The organism is Nocardia sp. NPDC050718, assembly GCF_040654235.1.
GTDB lineage: Bacteria > Actinomycetota > Actinomycetes > Mycobacteriales > Mycobacteriaceae > Nocardia.
Genome location: NZ_JBFAHQ010000003.1, coordinates 634,333 through 655,648 on the forward strand (window position 1 = coordinate 634,333; position 21,316 = coordinate 655,648).

A 21,316-nucleotide genomic window follows, 5' to 3' on the forward strand; every position below is an offset into this window, starting at 1 on the left:
TGGGATGGACATAGACGATCACCGCATGGGGAGCGCCGAGCCCAGCCTCGTCCGCCCGTACTCCTTGACTGCCGGCCGCACCAGGCCGGCGGTCGAGTTGGCGCTGGAGGCACTCGTTGCATCGCATCCGGTCGCCATGGAGCGGCAGTTCGAACTGAACAACCTCGAAACGTCCATCGTGGAGTTGTGCAGGCAATCGCCGTCCGTTGCCGAGATAGCTGCCCAATTGGGTATCCCGATCGGTGTAGCGCGGGTACTCGTGGCCGACCTCATCGAGGCCGGTCATGTCCGGGTCTCGGCGACTTTGAAAGACGATTCCAGCGACGATGAACGTCGCGAGCTGATCGAAAGGGTTCTCAGTGGACTCCGGCGTATTTGATTCGACGGCGCAGGTCGACACCCGCACGAGCAAGCCGACTTCGGCGAAGATCGTTGTCGCCGGTGGCTTCGGTGTCGGTAAGACCACGTTGGTCGGTGCGGTGTCGGAGATCGTTCCGCTGCGCACCGAGGCGCTGGTCACCAATGCCAGTACCGGAATCGACAACCTGACCGGCATTCCGATGAAGTCGACCACCACGGTGGCGATGGACTTCGGCCGGATCAGCCTCGCCGACGACCTGGTCCTGTATCTGTTCGGCACGCCCGGCCAGTACCGGTTCTGGTTCATGTGGGACGACCTCATCCGCGGCGCCATCGGCGCCGTGGTGCTGGTCGACACCCGCAGGCTGGAAGACAGCTTCGCCGCTGTCGATTACTTCGAGGCTCGCGGTCTACCGTTCCTGGTGGCGCTCAACGAGTTCGACGACGCACCGAAGTACCCGCTCGAGGACATCCGCCAGGCCCTGGCCGTCCCCGCCGACGTGCCGATCATGTCGATCGACGCCCGCCGCCGGGAACCCGCCAAGCAGGCCCTGGTCTCCTTGACCGAGTACGCCCTGCGCAAGGTCATGCAGGGCTACTGAGCCGAACCCGGGGCTGCCGCGATGAAGGCAGCAGCCCCGCTTCGCCCCTCAGCCCCCCGCAGCCCCGATCCGCTCCGCCAGCCCGCACAGCGGATCGATCAGCTGCTCGGCAGCATTCGGTAGTCGCGCACAACCGAAACCCTCGACAAACCGCGCCGCGTACCCCGTACCCAGGCGGCGATCGAGCGTGAGCAGCGCGTGCACCGCCGGTGTCCGGCTCGGACACCGCCCGACCCGAAGGCCTCGATCGAGGTACTCGACGAGCACCTCGGCGTCGACGGCCGCACCGAAGCGCGCGAACGCGAAGCAGTAACCCCAGCCCGCGTGCACGACTTCGTCGGCATACAGGAGCTCAGCCAGCTCGTCCCGGAATCCGGTGCGGCGATCGAGCCCGATGAGCCATGCCGCGGTGAGCCGTGGCCGCCAGTCGAATTCGAGGAGCTGACGCAATTCGGCGTCGCTGATCCGTCGCGCGTCCCGCGCCAGCCCCTTGTGGAACTGATCGCGATCGGGCCTGTCTCGCAACGGGTTCAGGCCGATGAGTCGCGTGTACCGGCCGGAGCCGGTGCTGTCGGCGATCACCCACCGCTGCACCAACATCCGATCCGCTGGGTCCGTCGGAGGGCGGAAGCTCATGGCTGCCATTGTGGCAAGCGATGATTGCTGACCGTCAGGGTTCCGGGTCGGGGTTGGGGCGGGTCCAGGCGAGGATCATGGCGGGGGCGCAGCCGCCGGCGAGGAGGGCGGCCAGCATCATGAGGCCGCCCGCGTAAGCGGTGCGGTAGGCCGTGGCCTCCGGTGCGATGGCGCTGCTGAAGATCAGGTAGGCCAGGGGTGGCATGGTCAGGGATTGGGTGAGGGCCAGGCCCGCGGACCGGGCCTTGTTGCGGTCGGCGATCTCCAGTTCGTCGAGCACCGGGTCGGTGCGTGATCCTGGCCGCTGGAGGCGATGCGTAGCATCGTCCAGCTGGGCAGGAACAGCAGCAGCGCGACGAGCGCCACGAGCGGGGCGGCGCGCAGATCCAGCGCCCTCAGTACGCCGGCGGCCGCGATACCGGGCAGGGCGATCCCGACGGCAGGCACGAGCAGCCGCCTGCGCCGCTGTGAACGCCAGCCCGTCAGCATGCCCACGGTCCGCTGTTCCTGGACGAGCCAGCGGCGGACCCGATAGTTCTGGTAGCGGTCGATCAGTCCGAGGGCGCCGGTCATGACGTGCCTTTCTTCCGTGGATACAGCTCGGCCGAGAGCGGGCCGAACTCGGTGCGGGAGAACACCGCTTCGACCGGCAGCTCGAACACATCGCAGATGCGCAGGGCCAGGTCGAGGCTGGGGTAGTGGTCGCCGCGTTCGAGCGCGCCGATGGTCTGGACATTGACGTTCACGGCGTCGGCCAGGGCCGCCCGGCTCATCCGGTGTTCGGCGCGGAGAACCGCGATGCGATGGAAGATCGGGAGGGTTTCTCTCGTCTCGCCGAGGGCGGATCCCGCTAGGCTCGGCGCGTGCGTATGTCGGCGTTCGACCTGATCGGGCAGTTGCTCGATACCGATTCGTTTCTGAGCTGGGATCGGCCGCCGGTCGAGCCCGCGGTCTCGCCGAAGTATCGGCAGGAGCTCGTTGCGGCGGAGCGGCGGGCGGGTACCGATGAGTCGGTGGTGACGGGGGAGGGGTTGTTGCGCGGGCGGCGGGTGGCCGTGATCGCCTGTGAGTTCGCGTTCTTGGCCGGGTCGGTGGGGGTGGCGGCGGCCGAGCGGATCGTGTCGGCGGTGGAGCGGGCGACCGAGCTGGGATTGCCGCTGATCGCGTCGCCGACCTCGGGCGGGACCAGGATGCAGGAGGGCACAGTCGCTTTCGTGCAGATGGTGAAGATCGCGGGGGCGGTCGCGGTGCACAAGGCGGCGGGGCATCCCTACCTCGTGTACCTGCGCGATCCCACGATGGGCGGGGTGTTCGCGTCGTGGGGATCGCTGGGCCACATCACCTTCGCCGCGCCCGGCGCGCTGATCGGCTTCCTCGGGCCGCGCGTGTACGAAGCGTTGTACGGCAAGCCCTTTCCGCCCGGCGTGCAGACGGCGGAGAACCTGTACCGCAACGGCGTGATCGACGGCGTGGTGACCGTCGAGGTGTTCCGCCGGATCGCCCACCGGGCTCTCAGCGTCGCGAGCGGCGTCGTGCTTCCGATGGCGGCCGAACCGGGATGGGCCGCGCCGGTGCGCAGTCCGGCCGCCGCCGCCGATTCCGCGTCGACCGCCTGGGACTCGGTGCTGAGCACCCGCCGCCCTGGCCGCCCCGGCCTCCGCGACCTGCTCCGCCATGTGACCCAACGGGTTCCGCTCAGCGGCACCGGCCAGGGCGAGTCCGATCGCACCGTGGTGCTGGCACTGGCCCGCTTCGGTGGACAGCCCTGTGTCGTCTTCGGCCACGACCGCTCCGGCCAGCAGGGCGAGCACACGATGGGCCCGGCCGCCCTGCGCGAGGCCCGCCGGGCGATGGCGCTGGCCCGTGAGCTGCGCCTGCCGCTCGTGCTGGTGATCGACACCGTCGGCGCGGCGCTGTCGAAGGAGGCCGAAGAACGCGGCCTCGCTCCCGAAATCGCCCGCTGCCTGGCCGATCTCGTCACCCTCGACACCCCGACCGTCTCGATCCTGCTCGGCCAGGGCACCGGCGGCGGCGCGCTGGCCCTGCTCCCGGCCGACCGCGTGCTGGCCGCCGGCCACGGGTGGCTGGCCCCGCTGCCGCCGGAGGGCGCGAGCGCCATCGTCTTCCGTGACACCGCGCACGCGGCGGAACTCGCCGCGGCCCAAGGCATCCGGGCGATCGATCTGCACGCCGACGGTGTCGTCGACCGCATCGTCGACGAACACCCTGACGCCGCCGACGAACCCGTCGCCTTCGCCCGCCGCATGGTGCTCGCGGTCACCGAGGAGCTGGCCGCCCTGCGCGCCACGCCGACGGCGGAACTGCGCGTCCTGCGGCAGGCGCGCTACCGGCGAATCGGCCTTCCCGGGGCCGGTCACTGACCGGCGCCCCGCTTCCTACCCGGTCCGGAACCGGGGGAAACACGCGAGGGCGCGTCGTTGACGGTACGGCGAAGCACTTCTACCGTCGGATGGGTGACCTTCCGTAGCGCTAACAGCCCTGTTCCCACCATCGTGCTCAATGACGGGAACGTCATTCCGCAGCTCGGCTTCGGTGTGTTCCAGGTGCCGGAGGACGACGTCACCCCGGTGGTGGCCGAGGCATTGGAAGTCGGCTACCGCAGCATCGACACGGCCGCGATCTACGGCAACGAGGAGGGCGTCGGCCGCGCCATCCGCGCCTCGGGCATTCCCCGCGACGAGATCTACGTGACCACCAAGCTCTGGAACGCCGAGCAGGGCTACGACAGCACGCTGCGCGCGTTCGACGCCAGCATGCAGCGGCTGGGCCTGGACTATCTCGACCTGTACCTGATCCACTGGCCGGTGCCATCGGCCGGTCGCTACGTCGACACCTTCCGCGCCTTCCAGGCGCTCAAGGCGCAGGGCCGGATCCGCTCGATCGGCGTCTCCAACTTCCGGGTGATCGACCTGGAGACCGTGATCGCCGAGACCGGCGAGACCCCGGCGGTCAATCAGATCGAACTGCATCCCACCCTCGCGCAGCGTGAACTGCGCCAGTACGACGCCAACCACGCCATCGCCACCGAGGCGTGGAGCCCGCTGGGGCAGGGCGCGCTGCTGAACGACCCGACCGTGGTGTCCATCGCCAAGGAACTCGATCGCACCCCGGCGCAGGTCGTCATCCGCTGGCATTTGCAGCTCGGCGTGATCGTCATCCCGAAATCGGTCACGCCCTCGCGGATCGCCGAGAACTTCGACGTGTTCTCCTTCGAACTGGACGCGCAGGCGATGGAGGCGATCAACCGCCTGGATACCGGCACCCGGATCGGCCCCGATCCGAGCACGGTCTAGCGCCGGACCGCGCTGATCCCCAGGTAGCCGGTCAGTTCGGCGGCCGCGGCCCGGCCCGCCCGGTTGGCGCCGATGGTGCTGGCCGACGGTCCGTAGCCGATCAGGTGCACGCGCGGGTCGACCGCCACCTGGGTGGCCAGCCTGCCGGTCATCGTGATGCCGCCGCCGGGCCCGCGCAGCCGCAGCGGCGCCAGGTGGTCGAGCGCGCTGCGGAAGCCGGTCGCCCACAGGATGACGTCGGCCGCCTGGAACCGTCCGTCGGCCCAGCGCACCCCGGTCGGTTCGATCCGCTCGAACATCGGCTGCCGGACGAGGACGCCGCGGTCGCGTGCGGCGCGCAGGCGCTCGTCGAGCGGCAGGCCGGTCACCGAGACCACCGATCCGGGCGGCAATCCGCGGCGCACCCGGTCCTCGACGATCGCGACGGCCGCGCGCCCGTCGTCCTCGCGGAACGGCAGCGAGCGGAACACCGGCTCGCTGCGGGTGACCCATGTGGTGGACGTCACCTGGGAGATCTCGTCGAGCAATTGCACCGCCGAGATGCCGCCCCCGACGATGACCACGTGTTTGCCCGCGAACTCGGCGGCGGTGCGGTAGTCGCGGGTGTGCAGCTGTCGTCCGGCGAAGCTGTCCGCGCCGGGGTAGACCGGGATGAACGGGTGTTCCCAGGTGCCGGTGCCGTTGATCAATCCACGGGTGCGCAGTGTCCCCGCGCCCTCGGTCTCCACGTGCAGCACCTCGCCGCGACCGGCGCAGGACTGGCCGTCGGCGGTCCGGTCGCACACCACGTTCACCGTCACCTGCCGGTGAACGCGCAGGTCGAAGCGCTTCTCGTAGAGCTCGTAGTAGTGCGGCACCGCGCTGGCCGCCGGCGCGGACTCCGAGCCGGGCGGCAGTGTCTCGGCGAAGGACATCCCCGGCAGATCGTGCACCCGGTTGACGGTGGTCAGCGTGAGGGAGGGCCACCGGAACTGCCAGGCGCCGCCGGGGCCAGGGGCGTGGTCGACGATGAGGAAGTCGCGTTCGGGGACCAACCCGAGGCGGCGCAGGTGGTAACCGGCGGAGAGTCCGGACTGGCCCGCACCGATCACCAGGATGTCGAAGTCGGTCGCCACAGCCGCCGATGCTATCGCCTTACCGGGCGCCGACGGCCGCCTGTGGCAGAGTTAGGGCAACGATGGTGTCGGTACTTCTGGGGAGGACGCATGCTCGGCGTGACTCGCGATGGTGACGTGATCACCATCGAAATGCAGCGCGAGGAACGGCGCAACGCGCTCAGCGAGGAACTGGTCGGTCTGCTGCGCGACGCGATGCTCGACGCGGTGGCCCACGGCGCGCGGGCGATCGTGCTGACCGGCCGTGGCCCGATCTTCAGCGCGGGTGCCGATCTGTCGGGCGTGTACTCCGAGTCGTTCCTCGGCGGCCTGCTCGACATGCTGCACACCATCGAATCCCTCCCGGTGCCGGTGATCTCGGCGATCAACGGTGGTGCGCTCGGCGCGGGCGTGCAGCTGGCGATCGCCTCGGACCTGCGGGTGATCGAACCGGACGCGTTCATCGCGGTGCCCGCCGCCAAGCTGGGCATCTCGGTCGACCGCTGGACGGTCTCGCGGCTGGTCTCGCTGATCGGCGGCGGTCCGGCCCGCACCATCCTGCTCGCGGCCGACCCGGTCTCGGCCGCCGACGCCTACACCTTCGGCTTCGCCAACAAGCTCGGCACCCTCGCCGACGCGCAGGACTGGGCGAAGTCCATCGCCGCGCTCGCGCCACTGTCGCTCCAGGCGATGAAACTGATGCTCAACGACGACGGCACCCGCGATCCGGCCAGCGCCCAACAGCGGGCCGCGCTGGAAGCCGCCTGGTCAAGCAACGACGCGAAGGAGGGCCGATTGGCTCGGCAGGAGAAGCGCCCGGCGAAGTTCGTGGGCCGCTGATGCGGCTCGCACGCGTTGCGGGGTCGGTGGCGAGCACGGTCGGGCTCGCCTGGGTAGCGCGTGCGGTGTGGGGACTGCCCACCGCGCTCGGCGCGGGCCCCGCGGACATCGAACCGACCGCACTGGGCAAGTCGTCGTATCGGGACGGCCGGTTCCACAACACCGAACCGAGCAGCATGATGGCCGCGGGCGCCGCACCGTCGCTGCTGTGGTCCGGGCTGACCAAGGGCCGGGTGGGCAGGCCGTCGCGTCCGGTGCCACTGGAGACGCCCGCTCCGCCCGCCGAGGCCGCCGACCTGGCGGTGACCTGGTACGGGCACGCGAGCGCGCTGATCGAGCTCGACGGCTACCGCGTGCTGGCCGACCCGGTGTGGAGCGAGCGGGTCTCGCCGTCGCCGGTGATCGGCCCGGCCCGGCTGCACCCGGTGCCCGGCGAACTGACGGAGCTGCCCGCCGTCGACGCGGTGATCATCTCCCACGATCACTACGACCACCTGGACAAGGCCACCGTCGACGCCCTGGTCCGCGAACAGCTCGCGCCGTTCGTCGTGCCCACCGGCATCGGCGCCCACCTGCGCCACTGGGGTGTGCCCGAGTACCGGATCATCGAGCTCGACTGGGGTGGCTCGGTCTCGCTCGGCCGCGGCGAGAACGACCGCGGTCTCACCATCACCTGTGCCGAGGCCAGGCACTTCTCCGGCCGCGGCCTGGTCCGCAACACCACGCTGTGGGCGTCGTGGGCGCTGGCCGGACCCACCAAGCGGGTCTATTTCGGCGGCGACACCGGCTACACCAAGGCCTTCGCCCAGGCGGGCGCCGTCCTCGGCCCGTTCGACCTGACGCTGCTGCCGATCGGCGCCTACGACGAGCGCTGGACCGACGTGCACATGAATCCCGAGGAGGCGGTGCGCGCGCACGCCGACCTGTGCCTGGGCGATCCCGGGTACGGGCTGCTGGTCCCGATCCACTGGGCCACCTTCAACCTCGCCTTCCACGGATGGTCCGAGCCGGTGCATCGATTGGTGTCCGCGGCGGCCGCGGCGGGTACCTCCACAGTGGTGCCCAAGCCGGGCCAGCGGGTGGTTCCGAATGACCTCCCACCGCGGGTTTCGTGGTGGGAGGATGTGGAGTGACACCTTCTTACGGGAAAGGAACATCGGCAGATGAGTCTCGTGGATACCTTGAAGGGCTTGCTCGGTAAGGGCAAGGAAGCGGCTGCGCAGAACGCCGACAAGATCAACGAAGCGGTCGACAAGGCCGGCAGCTTCATCGATGACAAGACCGGCGGCAAGTACAGCGACAAGATCGAGAAGGGCAAGGACGCGGCGAAGAAGGTCGTTCCGCCGCAGGCCGACCCCGGGAGCACCGCAGGCGGCGCCGCCCCGACCGATCCGGGACCGCAGGCCTGATTCGGTGCGCGGGGGCCGCAGGCCGTCGGTCCCCGCGGCCGAACCGCGTCGATGGTCCGCCGGGAGTTCCGGGGTCCGCCGGGGGAACCGGCGATCGAGGTTGAGCTCAGCAACCTCGACAAGGAGCTGTACCCGGCGACCGGGACGACCAAAGGCGAGGTGATCGCCTACTATTCGGCGATCGCCGAGGCGATGTTGCCCCATCTCGCGGGGCGGCCGGTCACGAGGAAGCGGTGGCCCAACGGGGTGGACCACCCCGATTTCTTCGAGAAGAATCTGCCGGAGCACGCACCCGCCTGGATCCAGCGCCGGGTGATCGAGCATTCCAGCCGCACGGTGACCTACCCGCTGATCGACTCCGAAGCGGGACTGGCCTGGCTCGGCCAGCAGGCGGCCCTGGAAGTCCATGTGCCGCAATGGCGTTTCGACGGTGACCAGCGCGGCCCGGCGACCAGGATCGTGTTCGACCTCGATCCCGGCCCCGGTGCCGGCCTGGCCGAATGCGCGCGGGTGGCGCTCGCCGTGCGCGACCTGGTCGCCGAGATCGGGATGCGCGCGTTCCCGGTGACCAGCGGCAGCAAGGGAATTCACGTCTACGTGCCGCTGGATCGGGTGGTGAGTTCGCGCGGGGCGTCCACCGTCGCCAAGCAGGTCGCCGCCAATCTCGAACAGCTGCACCCGGATCTGGTCACCGCGACGATGGCGAAGTCGGCCCGCGCGGGCAAGGTCTTCCTGGACTGGAGCCAGAACAACGCGGCCAAGACCACCATCGCCCCGTACTCGCTGCGCGGCCGGGCCGAGCCCAATGCCGCGGCGCCGCGCGACTGGGCCGAGATCGAGGACGCGCAGTCGCTGCGCCAGTTGCGCTTCGACGAGGTTCTCGTGCGCTGGCAGCGCGACGGCGACCTGCTGGCCGACCTCGATCCGCCGCTGCCCAGCGGCCCCGACGCGCTCACCAAGTACCGCAGCATGCGCGATCCCGACCGCACGCCCGAACCGGTGCCCGCCGCGCCGCCGGAGCCGGGGCCCGGCGATCGCTTCGTCGTCCAGGAGCACCACGCGCGCCGGCTGCACTGGGACGTCCGGCTCGAACGCGACGGCGTGCTCGCGTCGTGGGCGGTGCCCAAGGGCCCGCCGACCGAACCGAGACACAATCGGCTCGCCGTGCGCACCGAGGACCATCCCCTCGAATATCTCGACTTCCACGGCACCATCCCGAAGGGCGAGTACGGCGCGGGCGAGATGACGATCTGGGACACGGGCACCTACCGCACCGAGAAATGGCGCGACGACGAAGTGATCGTGGAACTGGACGGCGGCCGTCTGCACGGCCGCTACGCCTTCATCCGCACCAACGGCGATCAGTGGCTGATGCACTTCATGCGCGACCAGAGCCCACGAGAACCGGTGGGGGACACCGGCACCGGGGACTTTCCGCGCGGCCTGTCGCCGATGCTCGCCACGGCGGGCGAGGTGGCCGGGCTGAGTGCGGGGGACTGGGCCTTCGAGACCAAGTGGGACGGCTTCCGGGTGATCGTCGAGATCGACGACGGCATCGTCACCGTCCGCAGCCGCGCGGGCAACACCGTGACCGCCCGTTACCCCCGGCTGGCCGCGCTGGGCGGCGAGCTGGCCGGGCACCGCGTGGTGCTCGACGGCGAGGCCGTGGTCCTCGACGCGAACGGGCTCTCGGATATCTCGGCGCTGCAAGCGGATTCGGCGCTCGCGGTGTTCGTCGCCTTCGACGTGCTCTACCTCGACGGCACCTCGCTGCTGCGCAAGAAGTACAGCGACCGGCGCGCGGTGCTCGAGGCCCTGGGCAAGCTGGCGCCGTCGATGAACGTCTCCCCGCTGCTGGCTGGGTCGGGGGCCGAGGCCATGGCGGTCAGCCGGGAGCAGGGGCAGGAAGGCGTCGTCGCCAAGCGGGTCGACTCGATGTATCAGCCGGGCAAGCGCACCCAGACCTGGCTCAAGCAGCGCAACTGGCGCAGCAGGGAGGTCGTCGTCGGCGGGTGGCGGCGCAGCGACAAGCGCGAGTTCAAATCGCTGCTGCTCGGTATCCCACACGACAACGGGCTGGTCTACATCGGCCGCGTCGGTACCGGTTTCGGCGTCGAGCAGTCCCGGCGGATCGCGGCGGAACTGCGGCGGCTGCACCGCGCGAGCTCGCCGTTCGTCAACGAGATGACCGCCGAGGAGCGCCACGACGCGCAGTGGGTCACCCCCGAACTCACCGGTACCGTCCGTTTCCAGTCCTGGACCGACACCGGCAGGCTGTGGCATCCGGTGTGGGACGGCGTGACGAGTTCACCGAGCTGACCCTGCCGCGAAAGCTGTGGTGTTGCTAGGGTGATCGCGTTGGACCGGTTCGAATCAGCGAGGAGTGCACGGTGGATTTCAAGAACCTGGCGGGCAAGGCGATGGATCTGGCCGCCCAGCATGCGGACAAGGTCGACGGGGTCATCGAGAAGGCCGGTGACGTGGTCGACGAGAAGACCGGCGGGAAGTTCTCCGGTCAGGTCGATTCCGCCCAGGACGCGGCCAAGAAGGCCATCCGGGACTGAGGTCTCGGCGGCCGGTGCCGCAGGGCTTCCGGCCTCGTCACCTCGCGTCCGAGAAGCGATACCGCGCCGTCGGCGTTCCGTATCGCCCCTCGGGCGCGAGATGGCCGAAAACCGTGTGCCACAGGTTAGCCAGTGGGGTTCTTCATCAGGTCGGTGATCGTCGCGACGTCGGTGACCAGCGCGTTTCCCTGGAAGGCGAACTCGTCGTAGGCCCTCGCCATGGCTTCTTCGTCGCGGCCGCCGCAGGCGTCGCCGATCACCACCGGGACGAAGCCCAGGTCGGTGGAATGCGCGACGGTGGGCACGATGCCGATCTCGAGCGCGACGCCGGCGATGGCGTAGGCGCCGATTTTCAGATCGCGCAGGAGTGCGGCCAGCGGGGTGCCCTCGAAGGCCGACATGGTCATCTTGTCCAGGACCAGTTCGTCCGCGCGGGGTACCAGTTCGGGCACCAGTTCGAAGCCCGGGGTATCGCGCTGGAGAATGAACTGCACGTCATCGATGGATTCCGCGTGCTGCCAGCCCATCAGCAGGCGCATCGCGTAGACGCCGGAGAGGCGGCGCGGCGGGAAGAAGTGCCGCAGGAAGATCACCGGATAGCCCGCACTGCGGGCGGCCTCGACCACGCGCACCACCCGTTCGACGACCTCCTGGCCGTCGGGCAGCTGGCCGAGCACGCCGACCTGCATGTCGTAGACGATCAGCGCCATCCGGTCGGGCGCGCACAGATCGCCGAGAGTGTCGGGAATGTCGAGTCCGTTGCCTTGTCGCACCGACGCCAGTGTAGGCGTCGATGCGACCGGCAATAGGGCTGTTGCGCAGACTATTTGGTCTGCTGCGCCCACTGCGTGGTGCCCGGCGGCGCCAGCAGCGTGTTGATCAGGTCGAAGCCCGCGACGGCCAGCGTGGGTCCGCCGACGACGAGGGTGCCGATGATCCCGCCGACGGTGGCGCCGGTGATGAAGCCGGGAATCGCGCCGACGCCGCCCGCGGCCGCGCCGATCACCAGGCCGATGACCGCGCCGACGGCCATGCCGACGAAGCTGCCGATGGCGGTGGCCAGGCCGAAGGTGGAGGCGAAGTTCGCCTGTGCCGCATAGTTTTCCGCGGGCGAGGCGACCGGGGTCAGGTTGGGCCTGGCCGCCGCGACGTCCTTGACCGCGGTCAGTTCGAGGACGCGGCTGTCCTCACGAACCGTGTGCGGCAGCGGGTATTCCAGGCTGCCGTCACGGATCGAGAGCGGCAGCGAGACCAAGGTTGCGCCCGCTTCGTCACGGACGTGGACGGTGCCGCCGTCGATGGCGAAGGTGCCGTGGGTGAGGGTGGTGATGACTTTGTTGCCGACCAGGTCGGTGCGGTACTCGACGTCCGGTGTTACCGGATCCGCCCCTGCCACACCGGTGCCGACGAGCGCGACCGCGAGGACCGGAATGGCCGCGGCGGCGATCTTGCGGATGATCATGTGAACGTTCCCATCTGGTTCATCAGGTGACGTGCCCAAACGAAATGCGCCGTGATCATGGCTCCCCCGAGAAAGCTAGTGACGGCGCGTAAAGCGGTCCAGCTCGATGTCGAGATGAACCATAGCCTGCCCGAGGGTAGCTGAACAGTGAATTCGGGTTTTAAACATCAAATCTTTCATAGTTATTCGCTATCACGAACCGTGCTCGCCCACTACTCGATGATGTTGATCGCGCGCGCGACGATCGTGACGACGATGACCACGGAAATGGCGGATTGCGCCATCATCAGCACCTTGCACCACCGCGACAGCGGGAGCACGTCGGCCGGGGCGAAGGAGGCCGCGTTGGTGAAGGCCAGGTAGAGGTAGTCGAGGTACTCCGGCCGCCAATCCTTGCCGCCGAGCCGCTCGTCCTGCATCTGCGGAAACAAGAAGTCTGGTAGAGGTTTCCGGCCGTTGGCGCGCGCGGCCGGACCGCCCCGATCGAACTCCCAGTACAACAGCGAGAAGGCGATGATGTTGGTCGCCCAGATCATCGCCCCGCTACCGAGCAGCGTCCCCGCCCCGCGGTTGTCCTCGCCCGTGAAGATGGTCTGCACGAGGCGCAGCGCCGACACCGTCGTCGCGAAGCTGATCAGGCCGGACAGCAGCAGGCTGAGCCGGCGGATCCAGGGTTCCTCGCGATCCATCCGGCTCGGGTTGGCGATCAGCAGCACCGCCATCACGCCGAGCTCGAGCATCGGCAGCAACCACACCGGGGCGGGCAGGAACTCGCTCGGCAGCAGCACCTGGACGACCACGATCGTCAGGATCGCCGCGGTGGCGGCCAAGCGGGACTCGCCCTCGGTGGGCTCGCGCCAGGCGGGTACCGCGCGCTCGCTGTGGGTCACGCCAGCCAGTATCGCCCGGCCCGCGCCCCGCGCGGCGCAGGACGCCCGGCGGGGTTCAGAGCACGATGGTCAGCGCGATCGCGCCCGCGCAGACCGCGACGACGACGCCGAGGGCGATCGCGTCGCGGCGGGTGGGCGCGCTGGGGTGCGCGGTGAGCATGCCTGTGCCGCCGCGCGCGGTGATCGCCTCGCCGAGTTCGCCCGCGCGGCGGGTGGATACCGCCATGCACGCGGTGAGGATGTCGATGAGCGGGTTGGCGTCGGCGGCGCGATGCAGCAGGTTCTCCTTCGGGCGCAGCTTGCGCGCCGCGCGCAGCACCCGGATCTCGTCGAGCAACAGCGGCAGGCCACGCAGCGTCAGCGCGACGACCACCGCCCACTCGTCCACCGGCAGGCGCAGCTTGCGCAGCGGCGCACCGAGTTTCGCCAGCGCGGGCGCCACCTCGCCCATCGGGGTGGTGTAGGCGATCAGGAACGAGGCGGCCACCAGCACCATGCCGAACACGAAGACCTGCGCGTACCCGAGCACCGCCTTCATCCCGATCGGCGCGTTGATCAGTCCGCCGAGCAGCACCAAACCCCAGAACCACCAGGGCAATCGGGGCAGCGCGCCCAGCGGCAGGCGGGCCACCACCCAGATCAGCACCAGGAACGCGATCATCATGCCGAGCACCGGCCAGGTCGGCAGGAACATCAGCAGCAGACTGATCAGGAAGGCGGCGATCATCTTGGTCCCCGCCCACAACCGGTGCACGACACTGTCGACCGGAACCTCACGCAGCAGCACGGTACTCATCGGACGACCCCGCTTCCCGGTTCGTTGTGCGGTGGATTGTCCAGTCGCCAGACGGTTTCCGGGCGTCCCGGCAGCAGCGGCGCGGGCTGCGCGCCGACCGGGCGCCGCGCGCCCGCGGTCTCGACGACGACGCCGGCGTCCAGGTGCACGGTCCGGTCGCACACCGCGGTCACATCGGCCACGTCGTGGGAGATAACGATCAGCGTCTGCCCCGCGTCGCGCAGCCGGGCGAGCAGTTCGACGATCTCGGCGCGGCCCTGCGGATCGAGTCCGGCCAGCGGCTCGTCCAGCACCACCACCTGGGGATGACTGGCCACCATCGCCGCGAGCACCACCCGCTTGGCCTGCCCGCCGCTGAGTTCCTCGACCGAGCGGGCGGCGAGGCGGCGGTCCAGGCCCACCGCGTCCAGCGCCCGGCCGACCGCGCCGGAGCCGGTCGCCCGGCCGCCCCAGTCGGCGATCTCGGCGCCGACGGTCTGCTTCTGCAATTGCAGCCGGGAATGCTGGAAGGCCAGCGCGACCCGGCCGATCTGCTGGTCCACCGGATCGCCGCGCAGCTCGCAGCGACCCGAGCTGGGCGCGATGAGCCCGGCGATGATCCAGGCCAGCGTCGACTTGCCGGACCCGTTGCCGCCGACGATCAGCAGCGCCTCGCCCTGCCGCACCAACAGGTCGACGCCGTGCAGCGCGGGCGCCTCCCACGGCGTGCCGCGGTTATAGGTGTGGCGCACGTCGGTCAGTTCCAGGATGGTCGCGCCCATCGGGCCGCGGCGCTGGTCGCGGGCGGGCTGCGGCCAGCGGGCGAGGTGGTCGACCATGCGGCCGTTCGCCAGATGGATCACCCGGTCGGCGGCGCTCGCGTCGGCCTCGTGGTGGGTCACCAGGACGACGGCGGTGCCGTGCCTGCGCGGCAGTTCGGCCAGCAGCGCGACGAGGTCGCGGCGGCCGTCGGGGTCGATCATCGAGGTCGCCTCGTCGGCGATGAGCAGCGCGGGACGCCGGGCCAGCGCTGCGGCGACGGCGAGGCGCTGCTGCTGACCGCCCGAGAGGGTCGCGGTCTCGCGCCTGCCCATGCCGGTCAGGCCGACCTCAGCCAGTAGCGCGTCGACGTCGACCTCGGCGGCCAGCTCAGCCGACAGGCCCCACACGACGTCGTCGGCCACCGAGACGCCGAGGGTCTGGCTCTCCGGGCGTTGCAGCACCAGCGCGGTGCCGCCCAGCTCGCCCAGTCCGGCCGAGCCCGGCCTGCTGACCGCGCCCGAGGTCGGCGGCCTGCCGGCGAGCACGCGGGTGAGCGTCGACTTGCCCGAGCCGTTGTGACCGACCACGGCGACGAACTCGCCCGGGTGGATGGTCAGGTCGATGCCGGACAGCGCGTCGGCGGTGGCGCCGGGATAGCGGTAGCCGGCGCCGTGCAGGGTGACCGGCAGCGGGCCGATCGCGCGGTCGTCGTCGGGGGCGTCGAGGCGGTCGCTGCCGGGCAGCCAGGCCAGCCGGTCGAGCACCGAGCCGAGCACGAACCACGACACGATCGCGCTCACCAGCACCCCGAGGAAGACCGATCCGCCGAGGTAGAGCCACCAATTGCGGAGCAGCGCGTCGGTGAGGTCGGCGGCGGCGCGGCCGAGCGGCTCGAGCGCGGGCTGCCGGGCGGCCAGGTTCTGGATGCCCTTGGCGGTATTGCGGATGGCCTCGAAGAACAGCTCCCTGGTGCGCGCGAAGAGCAGCAGGCTGCCGACCGAGAACAGGCCCCAGCCCACCCCGGCCAGCGTCGCGAGGGCCAGCACCGCGGGCAGCCCGCCGCCGCGCCGCTTCACGATGCCGATGATGCCCGCGAGCGTCGCGGCGCCGAACACGCCGAGCGCGGGCATGATGCCCGCGGCGACGAAGGTGACCAGCCCCGCCGCGACGCTGGCGGTGACCAGCGCGCGCAGGCGATAGCGGTGGGCGAGCAGACCCAGCGGAACCGCCGCGACCAGTTGCAGGGCCGCGGCCATGGGCACCAGGGAACCGACGGTGATCAGGCCGACGGTCAGACCGGCCATCACGGCACCGGTGGCCAGTTCGATGGGGCGCAGGGGTCCGCGGGGCAGCTCCGCGGGCGTGTCTCTCACCTGTCCCAGTCTGCCAGGGGTGTATGTGGCCGGTCTGTGACCTCGTGTAGCGGTTGTGTGAGGAATCGGTGGAGAAACCGGGCTCAGACCGGCGGTTCGGCCAGCCAGCCGCCCATCGCCACCGTGCGGAAATGAGTTGTGAGGGTATTGGTCTCATCGATGACGTGCAGGGCGACGGCCGGATCGGGCGCGTAGTCCATCACCTTGTGCGGCAGCGTCACCTCCCAGGCGCCGCCCAGCACGGACGCGGTGCTCGGGCAGGTCACCATGGGTTTTCCGGCGAAGGTGGTCGCGATGGGGGAGTGCGCGTGGCCGGTGAGGACGCCGATGATGCGCGGATCGCCCGCGACGACGGCGGCGAGGCGGTCCGGCTCGGCCAGCGCGATCACGTCGACGACCGGGCTGGCGACGGGTTTCGGCGGATGATGCAGCGCCACCAGGATGGGGCCGTCGGCCGGCGCGGCGGCCAGGGTCGCGCGCAGCCAGTCGAAGGTCTCGTCGGCGAGCAGGCCGCCCGATTCGCCGGGAACGCTGGAGTCGAGCAGGATCACGGTGAGCGGTCCGACGCGGTGGACGCTGTTGATCGGCGCGGTGGACGGCGGTTCGCCCAGCAGATCGGTGCGGAAGGCGACGCGGTCGTCGTGGTTGCCCGGCAGCAGGTAGACGGGGATGTCGGCCGCCAGGGCCAGGCGGGCTTCGGCGTACTGCTCCGGCTTGCCGGAGTCGGTGATGTCGCCGGTGACGAGGATGACGTCGGGCTTGCGGGGGAGGTCGGCCAGATAGGCCATCACTCGTTCCACGCGCTCGGTGTTGCGCGGGGTGAGGTCGAAGTGGGTGTCGCTGAGCTGAGCCGCCAGGATCATCGGCAGTCGCTTTCTTCTCTGGGATCGCTCCGTTGCGTCAGAGTGTGCCGGTATGAGTCTTCGGCACCTCTCAAGGCTAGATGACCTGGGCTTATCCGTCTTCATGAGGCGTACCACGGCCGGTAACCTCATCGCCGGTCTGTGTCATCGATCACGCGTCGGAGATCGGCGTTCCGCTGCGTTCGGACAGCGTTTGTAGTACTCGCAGGAAGGTGTGCCGATCCGCGGCGGGGAGGTCGGCGAGCAGCCGCTGTTCCTGGGCCTGGATGTCATGCTGGGCGCGGTCGCGCAGGCTCGCTCCGGCGGGGGTCAGCCGGACGAGGTTGACACGCCGGTCGGTCGGATCGGGTTCGCGCCGGATCAGGCCGCGGCGCTGCAGGTCGTCGAGGACCGGGATGATCCTGGTCTTGTCCGCGCGGACCGCCTTGGCCAGCGCGGCCTGGGTGTGGACCGGCTGTTCGTCGAGTCCGAGCAGCACCACGTAGGCCCACATGGTGAGCCCGTGCCGGTCGAGGACGGGCCGTTCCGCCTCCGTCAGCGCGCGGCCGAGCGGCACGAGCATGGCCGCGAGGTCGGGGCGGGTCGCTTTCGGCATGGTCGAAATCTACCGGGGTGATCGCCTTGGCAGATTGTAAGCATGTGCATACGATCTACATATGCATACCATTTCGGAAGATCAACTCCTGCTCGCCAGGCATCGGCGCGCCGTCCGGTTGAGCGTCGACGCGGTTTCGCCGGTCGCCGACGCCTCGCTGACCTGCGAAACGCCGTGCGCCGGGTGGGATCTGCGCGACCTGCTCGAACACATGGGCACCCAGAACCGGGGCTTCGCGGCCGCGGCGCGTGGCGAGGACGACCCGGGAGTGTGGGAAGTCCGGCGCGCCGCCGACCCGGTCGGTGATTACCTGCGCTCGGCCGACGAGGTGCTCGCCGCCTTCGCCGCACCCGGCGCGCTCACCCGCACCCTGGCCCTGCCGGAGATTCCGCCCGGGCGGTTCCCGGCCACCGTCGCCCTCGGCTTTCATCTCATCGACAGCGTCGTGCACGCGTGGGATGTCGCCCGATCCGTCGGCGGCACGATCGATCTCGACCCCGACCTGGCCCCGACCGCGTTGCGCGTCGCCCTGGCCGTCCCGACCGGAAAATCGCGTCAGCGCCCCGGCGCGGCCTTCGCCCCAGCGCTCGAGATTGCTGACGACGAGGCGACGCTCGACCGCATCCTGCGTGCCCTCGGCCGTTCGCCGCACTGGCGGCCGTCCGGCCGGTGACCTCGCACCGGGTAGCGGCGGCCCGCCCGGATGGCCGACCATGGGGAGATGATGCTCAGTACCGACCAGGCCGATGTGTTCGAGGCCTCCCGTGGCCGCCTGGAGGCGATCGCCTACCGGCTGCTCGGCTCGGCCGGTGACGCCGAGGACGCGGTACAGGACACCTACCTGCGCTGGCACGCGGCCGACCGGGACCGGATCGAGACCCCGGTCGCGTGGCTGACCAAGGTCCTCACCAATATCTGCCTCAACCAGCTCACCTCGGCCAGGGCGCGGCGGGAAACCTATGTCGGACAGTGGCTTCCGGAGCCGGTGCTGGCCGGTGACCGGATGCTCGGCCCGGCCGACACCGTCGAGCAGCGCGAGTCCGTCTCGCTCGCGATGCTCGCCGTGATGGAACGGCTCTCGCCCAACGAGCGCGTGGTGTACGTGCTGCGCGAGGCGTTCGGGTACCAGCACCGCGAGATCGCCGAGATGCTCGAGATCGGCGAATCGAACTGTCAGCAGATCTACCGGCGGGCCAAGCAGCATGTCGGCGGGCGCTCGCGCGTCACCGTCGACGCGGCCACGGCGGAGCGGATCGTCGAGGAGTTCCTCGCGGCGGTGCTCAGCGGTGACACCGACCCGCTGGTCCGGCTGCTGGTCGACGACGCGGTCGGCATCGCCGACGGCGGCGGCCGGATTCCGGCCCGCAAGTCGCCGGTCCTCGGCGCGCTCGGCATCGCCCGCTACCTCAGCCACGTGTTCCGGCCGACGGCGGCCAAGCGCGCCTATGTCGGTGGGACGCCGGTGTTCTACGCCTGTGTGGTCAACGGTGGGCCCGGCGCGCTGGCGATGGTCGGCGACGAGGTGATCGCGGTGGTCGGGCTCGACGTCACGCCCGACGGCATCGCCGGGGTGCAGATCCAGGTCAACCCGGCGAAGCTGGCCCGGGTCACCCAGCAGTGGACGGCCGAGGGGCCGCATACCCCGCTCGATTTCGCCTGGTGACCCAGATCACATCAGTGAAGTGTCAGGGTTCGCGCGCCTGTCCGGTTCAGGAGGGGAGTCCATCCCGATAGGAGCGAGCCATGAAGCACCGCATTGTCGTCCTCGGCGCCGGGTACGCCGGAGCCATCGCCGCCGGACGTCTGGCCAAGCGGCTGCATCGCGATGATGTCGCGATCACCGTCGTCAACGCCGACCCCGATTTCGTCGAGCGGGTGCGGATGCACCAGCTGGCGACCGGTCAGGAACTGCGCACCCGCTCGCTGCGTGAGGTGTACGCGGGCACGGGCGTCGAGGTCGTGGTCGACCGGGTCACCGCGGTCGACGTCGAGCGCAAGCACGTCACCCTGGCCGACGGCACGACCATCGCCTACGACACCCTCGTCTACGCGCTGGGCAGCACCGGCACCGATCAGGGCGTCCCCGGTGTCGCCGAGCACGCGCACAGCCTCGCCGGAAAGCAGGCCGCGCTCCGGCTGCGGGCGCGGCTGGGCGAACTGCCCGCGGGCGCGCCGGTGGTGGTCGTCGGCGGTGGCCTGACCGGCATCGAGGCCGCGACCGAGATCGCCGAGGCCCGCCCGGATCTCGCCGTGTCGATCGCCGCCCGCGGCGGTGTCGGCGGCTGGCTGAGCGAGAAGGCGCAGCGGCACCTGGGCACGGTGATGGACCGGCTCGGCATCACGGTGCACGACCACGCCGGCGTCACCCGCGTGACCGAGAACGCCGTCGTCGCGGGCGATACCGAGATCCCGGCGGCGCTGACCGTGTGGACCGCGGGCTTCGCGGTGCATCCGATCGCCGCGGCCACCACGCTGACGGTGTCGGACACCGGCCGGATCGTCGTCGACGCCACCATGCGCTCGGTCTCGCATCCCGACGTGTATGCCGTGGGCGACGCCGCCCTCGCCGACGGTCCCGGCGGGGTGCCGCTGCGGATGGCGTGCGCGACCGGCAGCCCGATGGCCTGGCGGGCAGGCGACGCCATCGCCGCGCGCCTGACCGGGCGACCGGTCCCCGACGAGCAGATCGGCTATGCCACCCAGTGCATCAGCCTCGGACGCCGCGACGGCATCCTCCAGAAGGTGACCTTCGACGATCAGCCGACCTCCACCGTGCTGACCGGTCGGCTCGGTGCCCGCGTCAAGGAGTTCATCTGCGCGGGCGCCGCCTGGAGCGTCAGCCACCCGACCCTGATGATGCCGAGCCGTCGCCGCCGGATCATCACGACCGCGGCCGAAACGGACCAGTTCGTCGCTCAGTGACGGTCGGCGAAGTCGGCTACCTGCCCGGTCGGTCGAGCCGGGCGGTGGAGAGGATTCTGCCGGGGATCACACGGCGAGTTCGGCCAGCCGCTCGGACGCGGTGCGGAGCAACTGCTCCGCCGCGTCCGGGTCGGCGGCCAGCGGTTCCCAGAAGTCGGGGCCGGGGGTGGCGGTCAGGTCGAGGACCGGCGGGGTGAGCCAGTCGGCGTCGAGGCCCAACCGCCAGGAGTGCAGGTGGGTGCGGGGGAAGGTGGCGGTGCGGTCGAAGAGGGGATCGCCCAGGATCGGGTGGCCGATCCAGGCCAGCTGTACCCGGATCTGGTGGCGTCGGCCGGTGACCGGTGCGACGGCGAGCAGGGTGTGCTCACCGTGCCGGGCGACGGTGGCGAATCTGGTGAGCGAGGGGTAGTTCTTCGCGGGCAGCAGATCGGCGTCGTCGACGGACCAGCGCTCGCCTTCGCGGCGGATCGCCTCGCGCGGCGCGGCGATCCGCACCCGGTTCTTGCGCCCGACACTGAGCGGCAGATCGATCTCACCCCGCTCGGGCAGGTCGGTGCCCGACACGATCGCCAGGTACGCCTTGCGCGCGGTTTGCTTGGTGAACTGCCTGGTCAGCTGGCCGTGCGCGGCCAGGTCGACAGCCAGCAGGACCAGCCCGGAGGTGACCTTGTCGATCCGGTGCACCGGATACAGCTGGGTGCCCGCCGCCTGCGCCAGCTCGACCAGGTCGGTGTCGTGCCGCTCCCCGGTCACCGAGATCCCGGCCGGCTTGTTCAGCGCGAGCACGGCGTCGTCGGCGAACACGGTGTACCGCTCGCGCACGCTCTGCCAGTCCATCTCCACGTCGACACCCTA

Annotated in this window: 25 protein-coding genes; 12 read left to right on the top strand and 13 right to left on the bottom strand. The window is 70.4% G+C overall.

Features of this window, described 5'->3' with window-relative positions; genetic code table 11:
- The first annotated feature begins 4 nt into the window (after positions 1-4).
- Together AB0H54_RS17395 and AB0H54_RS17400 are read left to right on the top strand one after the other, a co-directional pair.
- Positions 5-379, top strand: a complete 375-nt coding sequence (locus AB0H54_RS17395) for a DUF742 domain-containing protein (protein WP_019044950.1) — start codon at positions 5-7, stop codon at positions 377-379.
- Positions 360-962, top strand: coding sequence for an ATP/GTP-binding protein (locus AB0H54_RS17400; RefSeq protein ID WP_019044951.1), 603 nt, complete (start codon positions 360-362; stop codon positions 960-962). The genes AB0H54_RS17395 and AB0H54_RS17400 overlap by 20 nt, the downstream gene beginning before the upstream one ends.
- A 48-nt stretch (positions 963-1,010) precedes the next feature.
- Here AB0H54_RS17400 and AB0H54_RS17405 read toward each other — a convergent pair whose 3' ends face one another.
- The 4 genes from AB0H54_RS17405 to AB0H54_RS17420 all read right to left on the bottom strand — a co-directional run bounded on the left by AB0H54_RS17405 (position 1,011) and on the right by AB0H54_RS17420 (position 2,410).
- Positions 1,011-1,562, bottom strand: a complete 552-nt coding sequence (locus AB0H54_RS17405) for a DUF6000 family protein (protein ID WP_357346384.1) — start codon at positions 1,560-1,562, stop codon at positions 1,011-1,013.
- A 70-nt stretch (positions 1,563-1,632) separates the two neighbouring features.
- Positions 1,633-1,803: a hypothetical protein gene (locus AB0H54_RS17410; RefSeq protein ID WP_357346385.1), complete on the bottom strand. Its 171-nt coding sequence runs from the start codon at positions 1,801-1,803 to the stop codon at positions 1,633-1,635.
- Positions 1,804-1,805: 2 nt separating this feature from the next.
- Entirely contained in the window at positions 1,806-2,171 is a 366-nt protein-coding gene (locus tag AB0H54_RS17415) for a hypothetical protein (protein WP_357346386.1), read from the bottom strand.
- Complete coding sequence (locus AB0H54_RS17420; RefSeq protein ID WP_357346612.1) at positions 2,168-2,410, bottom strand: helix-turn-helix transcriptional regulator; 243 nt, start codon at positions 2,408-2,410, stop codon at positions 2,168-2,170. The genes AB0H54_RS17415 and AB0H54_RS17420 overlap by 4 nt, the downstream gene beginning before the upstream one ends.
- 57 nt (positions 2,411-2,467) lie before the next feature.
- On the opposite strand from AB0H54_RS17420, the gene AB0H54_RS17425 reads away from it, so the two are divergent.
- Both AB0H54_RS17425 and AB0H54_RS17430 read left to right on the top strand, forming a co-directional pair.
- Positions 2,468-3,979: a carboxyl transferase domain-containing protein gene (locus AB0H54_RS17425; RefSeq protein ID WP_357346613.1), complete on the top strand. Its 1,512-nt coding sequence runs from the start codon at positions 2,468-2,470 to the stop codon at positions 3,977-3,979.
- A gap of 93 nt (positions 3,980-4,072) precedes the next feature.
- Positions 4,073-4,912 (top strand): aldo/keto reductase, encoded by an 840-nt coding sequence (locus tag AB0H54_RS17430; protein WP_357346387.1) that lies wholly within the window; start codon positions 4,073-4,075, stop codon positions 4,910-4,912.
- Here the strand turns inward: AB0H54_RS17430 and AB0H54_RS17435 are convergent.
- Positions 4,909-6,027: an NAD(P)-binding domain-containing protein gene (locus AB0H54_RS17435; protein ID WP_357346388.1), complete on the bottom strand. Its 1,119-nt coding sequence runs from the start codon at positions 6,025-6,027 to the stop codon at positions 4,909-4,911. The genes AB0H54_RS17430 and AB0H54_RS17435 overlap by 4 nt on opposite strands.
- A 90-nt stretch (positions 6,028-6,117) precedes the next feature.
- On the opposite strand from AB0H54_RS17435, the gene AB0H54_RS17440 reads away from it, so the two are divergent.
- The 5 genes from AB0H54_RS17440 to AB0H54_RS17460 all read left to right on the top strand — a co-directional run bounded on the left by AB0H54_RS17440 (position 6,118) and on the right by AB0H54_RS17460 (position 10,819).
- Complete coding sequence (locus tag AB0H54_RS17440) at positions 6,118-6,846, top strand: enoyl-CoA hydratase (RefSeq protein ID WP_357346389.1); 729 nt, start codon at positions 6,118-6,120, stop codon at positions 6,844-6,846.
- A complete protein-coding gene (locus AB0H54_RS17445) occupies positions 6,846-7,979 on the top strand; it encodes an MBL fold metallo-hydrolase (RefSeq protein ID WP_357346390.1) in 1,134 nt (377 codons plus the stop codon). Before AB0H54_RS17440 ends, AB0H54_RS17445 begins: the two co-directional genes overlap by 1 nt.
- Positions 7,980-8,009: 30 nt before the next feature.
- Positions 8,010-8,255 carry an antitoxin gene (locus AB0H54_RS17450; RefSeq protein WP_355271145.1) on the top strand — a complete coding sequence of 82 codons (246 nt, stop codon included), beginning with the start codon at positions 8,010-8,012 and terminating at the stop codon, positions 8,253-8,255.
- 51 nt (positions 8,256-8,306) lie between these two features.
- Positions 8,307-10,574, top strand: coding sequence for an ATP-dependent DNA ligase (locus AB0H54_RS17455; protein ID WP_357346391.1), 2,268 nt, complete (start codon positions 8,307-8,309; stop codon positions 10,572-10,574).
- 71 nt (positions 10,575-10,645) lie between these two features.
- Entirely contained in the window at positions 10,646-10,819 is a 174-nt protein-coding gene (locus tag AB0H54_RS17460) for an antitoxin (protein ID WP_355271148.1), read from the top strand.
- A gap of 125 nt (positions 10,820-10,944) precedes the next feature.
- Here AB0H54_RS17460 and AB0H54_RS17465 read toward each other — a convergent pair whose 3' ends face one another.
- The 7 genes from AB0H54_RS17465 to AB0H54_RS17495 all read right to left on the bottom strand — a co-directional run bounded on the left by AB0H54_RS17465 (position 10,945) and on the right by AB0H54_RS17495 (position 17,539).
- Positions 10,945-11,592, bottom strand: coding sequence for an isochorismatase family cysteine hydrolase (locus tag AB0H54_RS17465; RefSeq protein ID WP_357346392.1), 648 nt, complete (start codon positions 11,590-11,592; stop codon positions 10,945-10,947).
- A 50-nt stretch (positions 11,593-11,642) separates the two neighbouring features.
- A complete protein-coding gene (locus tag AB0H54_RS17470) occupies positions 11,643-12,281 on the bottom strand; it encodes an ammonium transporter (protein WP_355271151.1) in 639 nt (212 codons plus the stop codon).
- 212 nt (positions 12,282-12,493) lie between these two features.
- A complete protein-coding gene (locus AB0H54_RS17475; protein WP_357346393.1) occupies positions 12,494-13,171 on the bottom strand; it encodes a hypothetical protein in 678 nt (225 codons plus the stop codon).
- A gap of 55 nt (positions 13,172-13,226) precedes the next feature.
- On the bottom strand, positions 13,227-13,967 hold the full coding sequence (locus AB0H54_RS17480; RefSeq protein ID WP_357346394.1) for an energy-coupling factor transporter transmembrane protein EcfT: 741 nt from the start codon (positions 13,965-13,967) through the stop codon (positions 13,227-13,229).
- On the bottom strand, positions 13,964-16,081 hold the full coding sequence (locus AB0H54_RS17485) for an ATP-binding cassette domain-containing protein (RefSeq protein WP_357346395.1): 2,118 nt from the start codon (positions 16,079-16,081) through the stop codon (positions 13,964-13,966). The genes AB0H54_RS17480 and AB0H54_RS17485 overlap by 4 nt, the downstream gene beginning before the upstream one ends.
- A gap of 83 nt (positions 16,082-16,164) precedes the next feature.
- Complete coding sequence (locus AB0H54_RS17490; RefSeq protein WP_355271157.1) at positions 16,165-16,944, bottom strand: metallophosphoesterase; 780 nt, start codon at positions 16,942-16,944, stop codon at positions 16,165-16,167.
- A gap of 151 nt (positions 16,945-17,095) precedes the next feature.
- Positions 17,096-17,539: a MarR family transcriptional regulator gene (locus AB0H54_RS17495; protein ID WP_357346396.1), complete on the bottom strand. Its 444-nt coding sequence runs from the start codon at positions 17,537-17,539 to the stop codon at positions 17,096-17,098.
- A 61-nt stretch (positions 17,540-17,600) separates the two neighbouring features.
- On the opposite strand from AB0H54_RS17495, the gene AB0H54_RS17500 reads away from it, so the two are divergent.
- The 3 genes from AB0H54_RS17500 (at position 17,601) to AB0H54_RS17510 (ending at position 20,461) form a co-directional block, all read left to right on the top strand.
- Positions 17,601-18,212, top strand: a complete 612-nt coding sequence (locus tag AB0H54_RS17500; RefSeq protein WP_357346397.1) for a TIGR03086 family metal-binding protein — start codon at positions 17,601-17,603, stop codon at positions 18,210-18,212.
- A 48-nt stretch (positions 18,213-18,260) separates the two neighbouring features.
- Positions 18,261-19,202: an RNA polymerase sigma factor SigJ gene (sigJ, locus tag AB0H54_RS17505; protein WP_357346398.1), complete on the top strand. Its 942-nt coding sequence runs from the start codon at positions 18,261-18,263 to the stop codon at positions 19,200-19,202.
- 80 nt (positions 19,203-19,282) lie between these two features.
- Positions 19,283-20,461 (top strand): FAD-dependent oxidoreductase, encoded by a 1,179-nt coding sequence (locus AB0H54_RS17510; protein ID WP_357346399.1) that lies wholly within the window; start codon positions 19,283-19,285, stop codon positions 20,459-20,461.
- Between the two features lie 66 nt (positions 20,462-20,527).
- On the opposite strand, the gene AB0H54_RS17515 is transcribed toward AB0H54_RS17510, so the two are convergent.
- The gene (locus tag AB0H54_RS17515) at positions 20,528-21,298 is read right to left on the bottom strand and encodes an RNA pseudouridine synthase (RefSeq protein ID WP_357346614.1); all 771 of its coding nucleotides are present in this window, start codon (positions 21,296-21,298) and stop codon (positions 20,528-20,530) included.
- Positions 21,299-21,316 lie beyond the last annotated feature (18 nt).

Coding starts and splice junctions, on each gene's coding strand:
- AB0H54_RS17495 (WP_357346396.1), bottom strand. CDS start 17,539: ATGCCGAAAGCGACCCGCCCCGACCTCGCGGCCATGCTCGTGCCGCTC.
- sigJ (WP_357346398.1), top strand. CDS start 18,261: ATGATGCTCAGTACCGACCAGGCCGATGTGTTCGAGGCCTCCCGTGGC.
- AB0H54_RS17415 (WP_357346386.1), bottom strand. CDS start 2,171: ATGACCGGCGCCCTCGGACTGATCGACCGCTACCAGAACTATCGGGTC.
- AB0H54_RS17445 (WP_357346390.1), top strand. CDS start 6,846: ATGCGGCTCGCACGCGTTGCGGGGTCGGTGGCGAGCACGGTCGGGCTC.
- AB0H54_RS17450 (WP_355271145.1), top strand. CDS start 8,010: ATGAGTCTCGTGGATACCTTGAAGGGCTTGCTCGGTAAGGGCAAGGAA.
- AB0H54_RS17515 (WP_357346614.1), bottom strand. CDS start 21,298: ATGGACTGGCAGAGCGTGCGCGAGCGGTACACCGTGTTCGCCGACGAC.
- AB0H54_RS17490 (WP_355271157.1), bottom strand. CDS start 16,944: ATGATCCTGGCGGCTCAGCTCAGCGACACCCACTTCGACCTCACCCCG.
- AB0H54_RS17405 (WP_357346384.1), bottom strand. CDS start 1,562: ATGTTGGTGCAGCGGTGGGTGATCGCCGACAGCACCGGCTCCGGCCGG.
- AB0H54_RS17510 (WP_357346399.1), top strand. CDS start 19,283: ATGAAGCACCGCATTGTCGTCCTCGGCGCCGGGTACGCCGGAGCCATC.
- AB0H54_RS17425 (WP_357346613.1), top strand. CDS start 2,468: ATGTCGGCGTTCGACCTGATCGGGCAGTTGCTCGATACCGATTCGTTT.
- AB0H54_RS17455 (WP_357346391.1), top strand. CDS start 8,307: ATGGTCCGCCGGGAGTTCCGGGGTCCGCCGGGGGAACCGGCGATCGAG.
- AB0H54_RS17470 (WP_355271151.1), bottom strand. CDS start 12,281: ATGATCATCCGCAAGATCGCCGCCGCGGCCATTCCGGTCCTCGCGGTC.
- AB0H54_RS17500 (WP_357346397.1), top strand. CDS start 17,601: ATGCATACCATTTCGGAAGATCAACTCCTGCTCGCCAGGCATCGGCGC.
- AB0H54_RS17480 (WP_357346394.1), bottom strand. CDS start 13,967: ATGAGTACCGTGCTGCTGCGTGAGGTTCCGGTCGACAGTGTCGTGCAC.
- AB0H54_RS17395 (WP_019044950.1), top strand. CDS start 5: ATGGACATAGACGATCACCGCATGGGGAGCGCCGAGCCCAGCCTCGTC.
- AB0H54_RS17410 (WP_357346385.1), bottom strand. CDS start 1,803: ATGCCACCCCTGGCCTACCTGATCTTCAGCAGCGCCATCGCACCGGAG.
- AB0H54_RS17440 (WP_357346389.1), top strand. CDS start 6,118: ATGCTCGGCGTGACTCGCGATGGTGACGTGATCACCATCGAAATGCAG.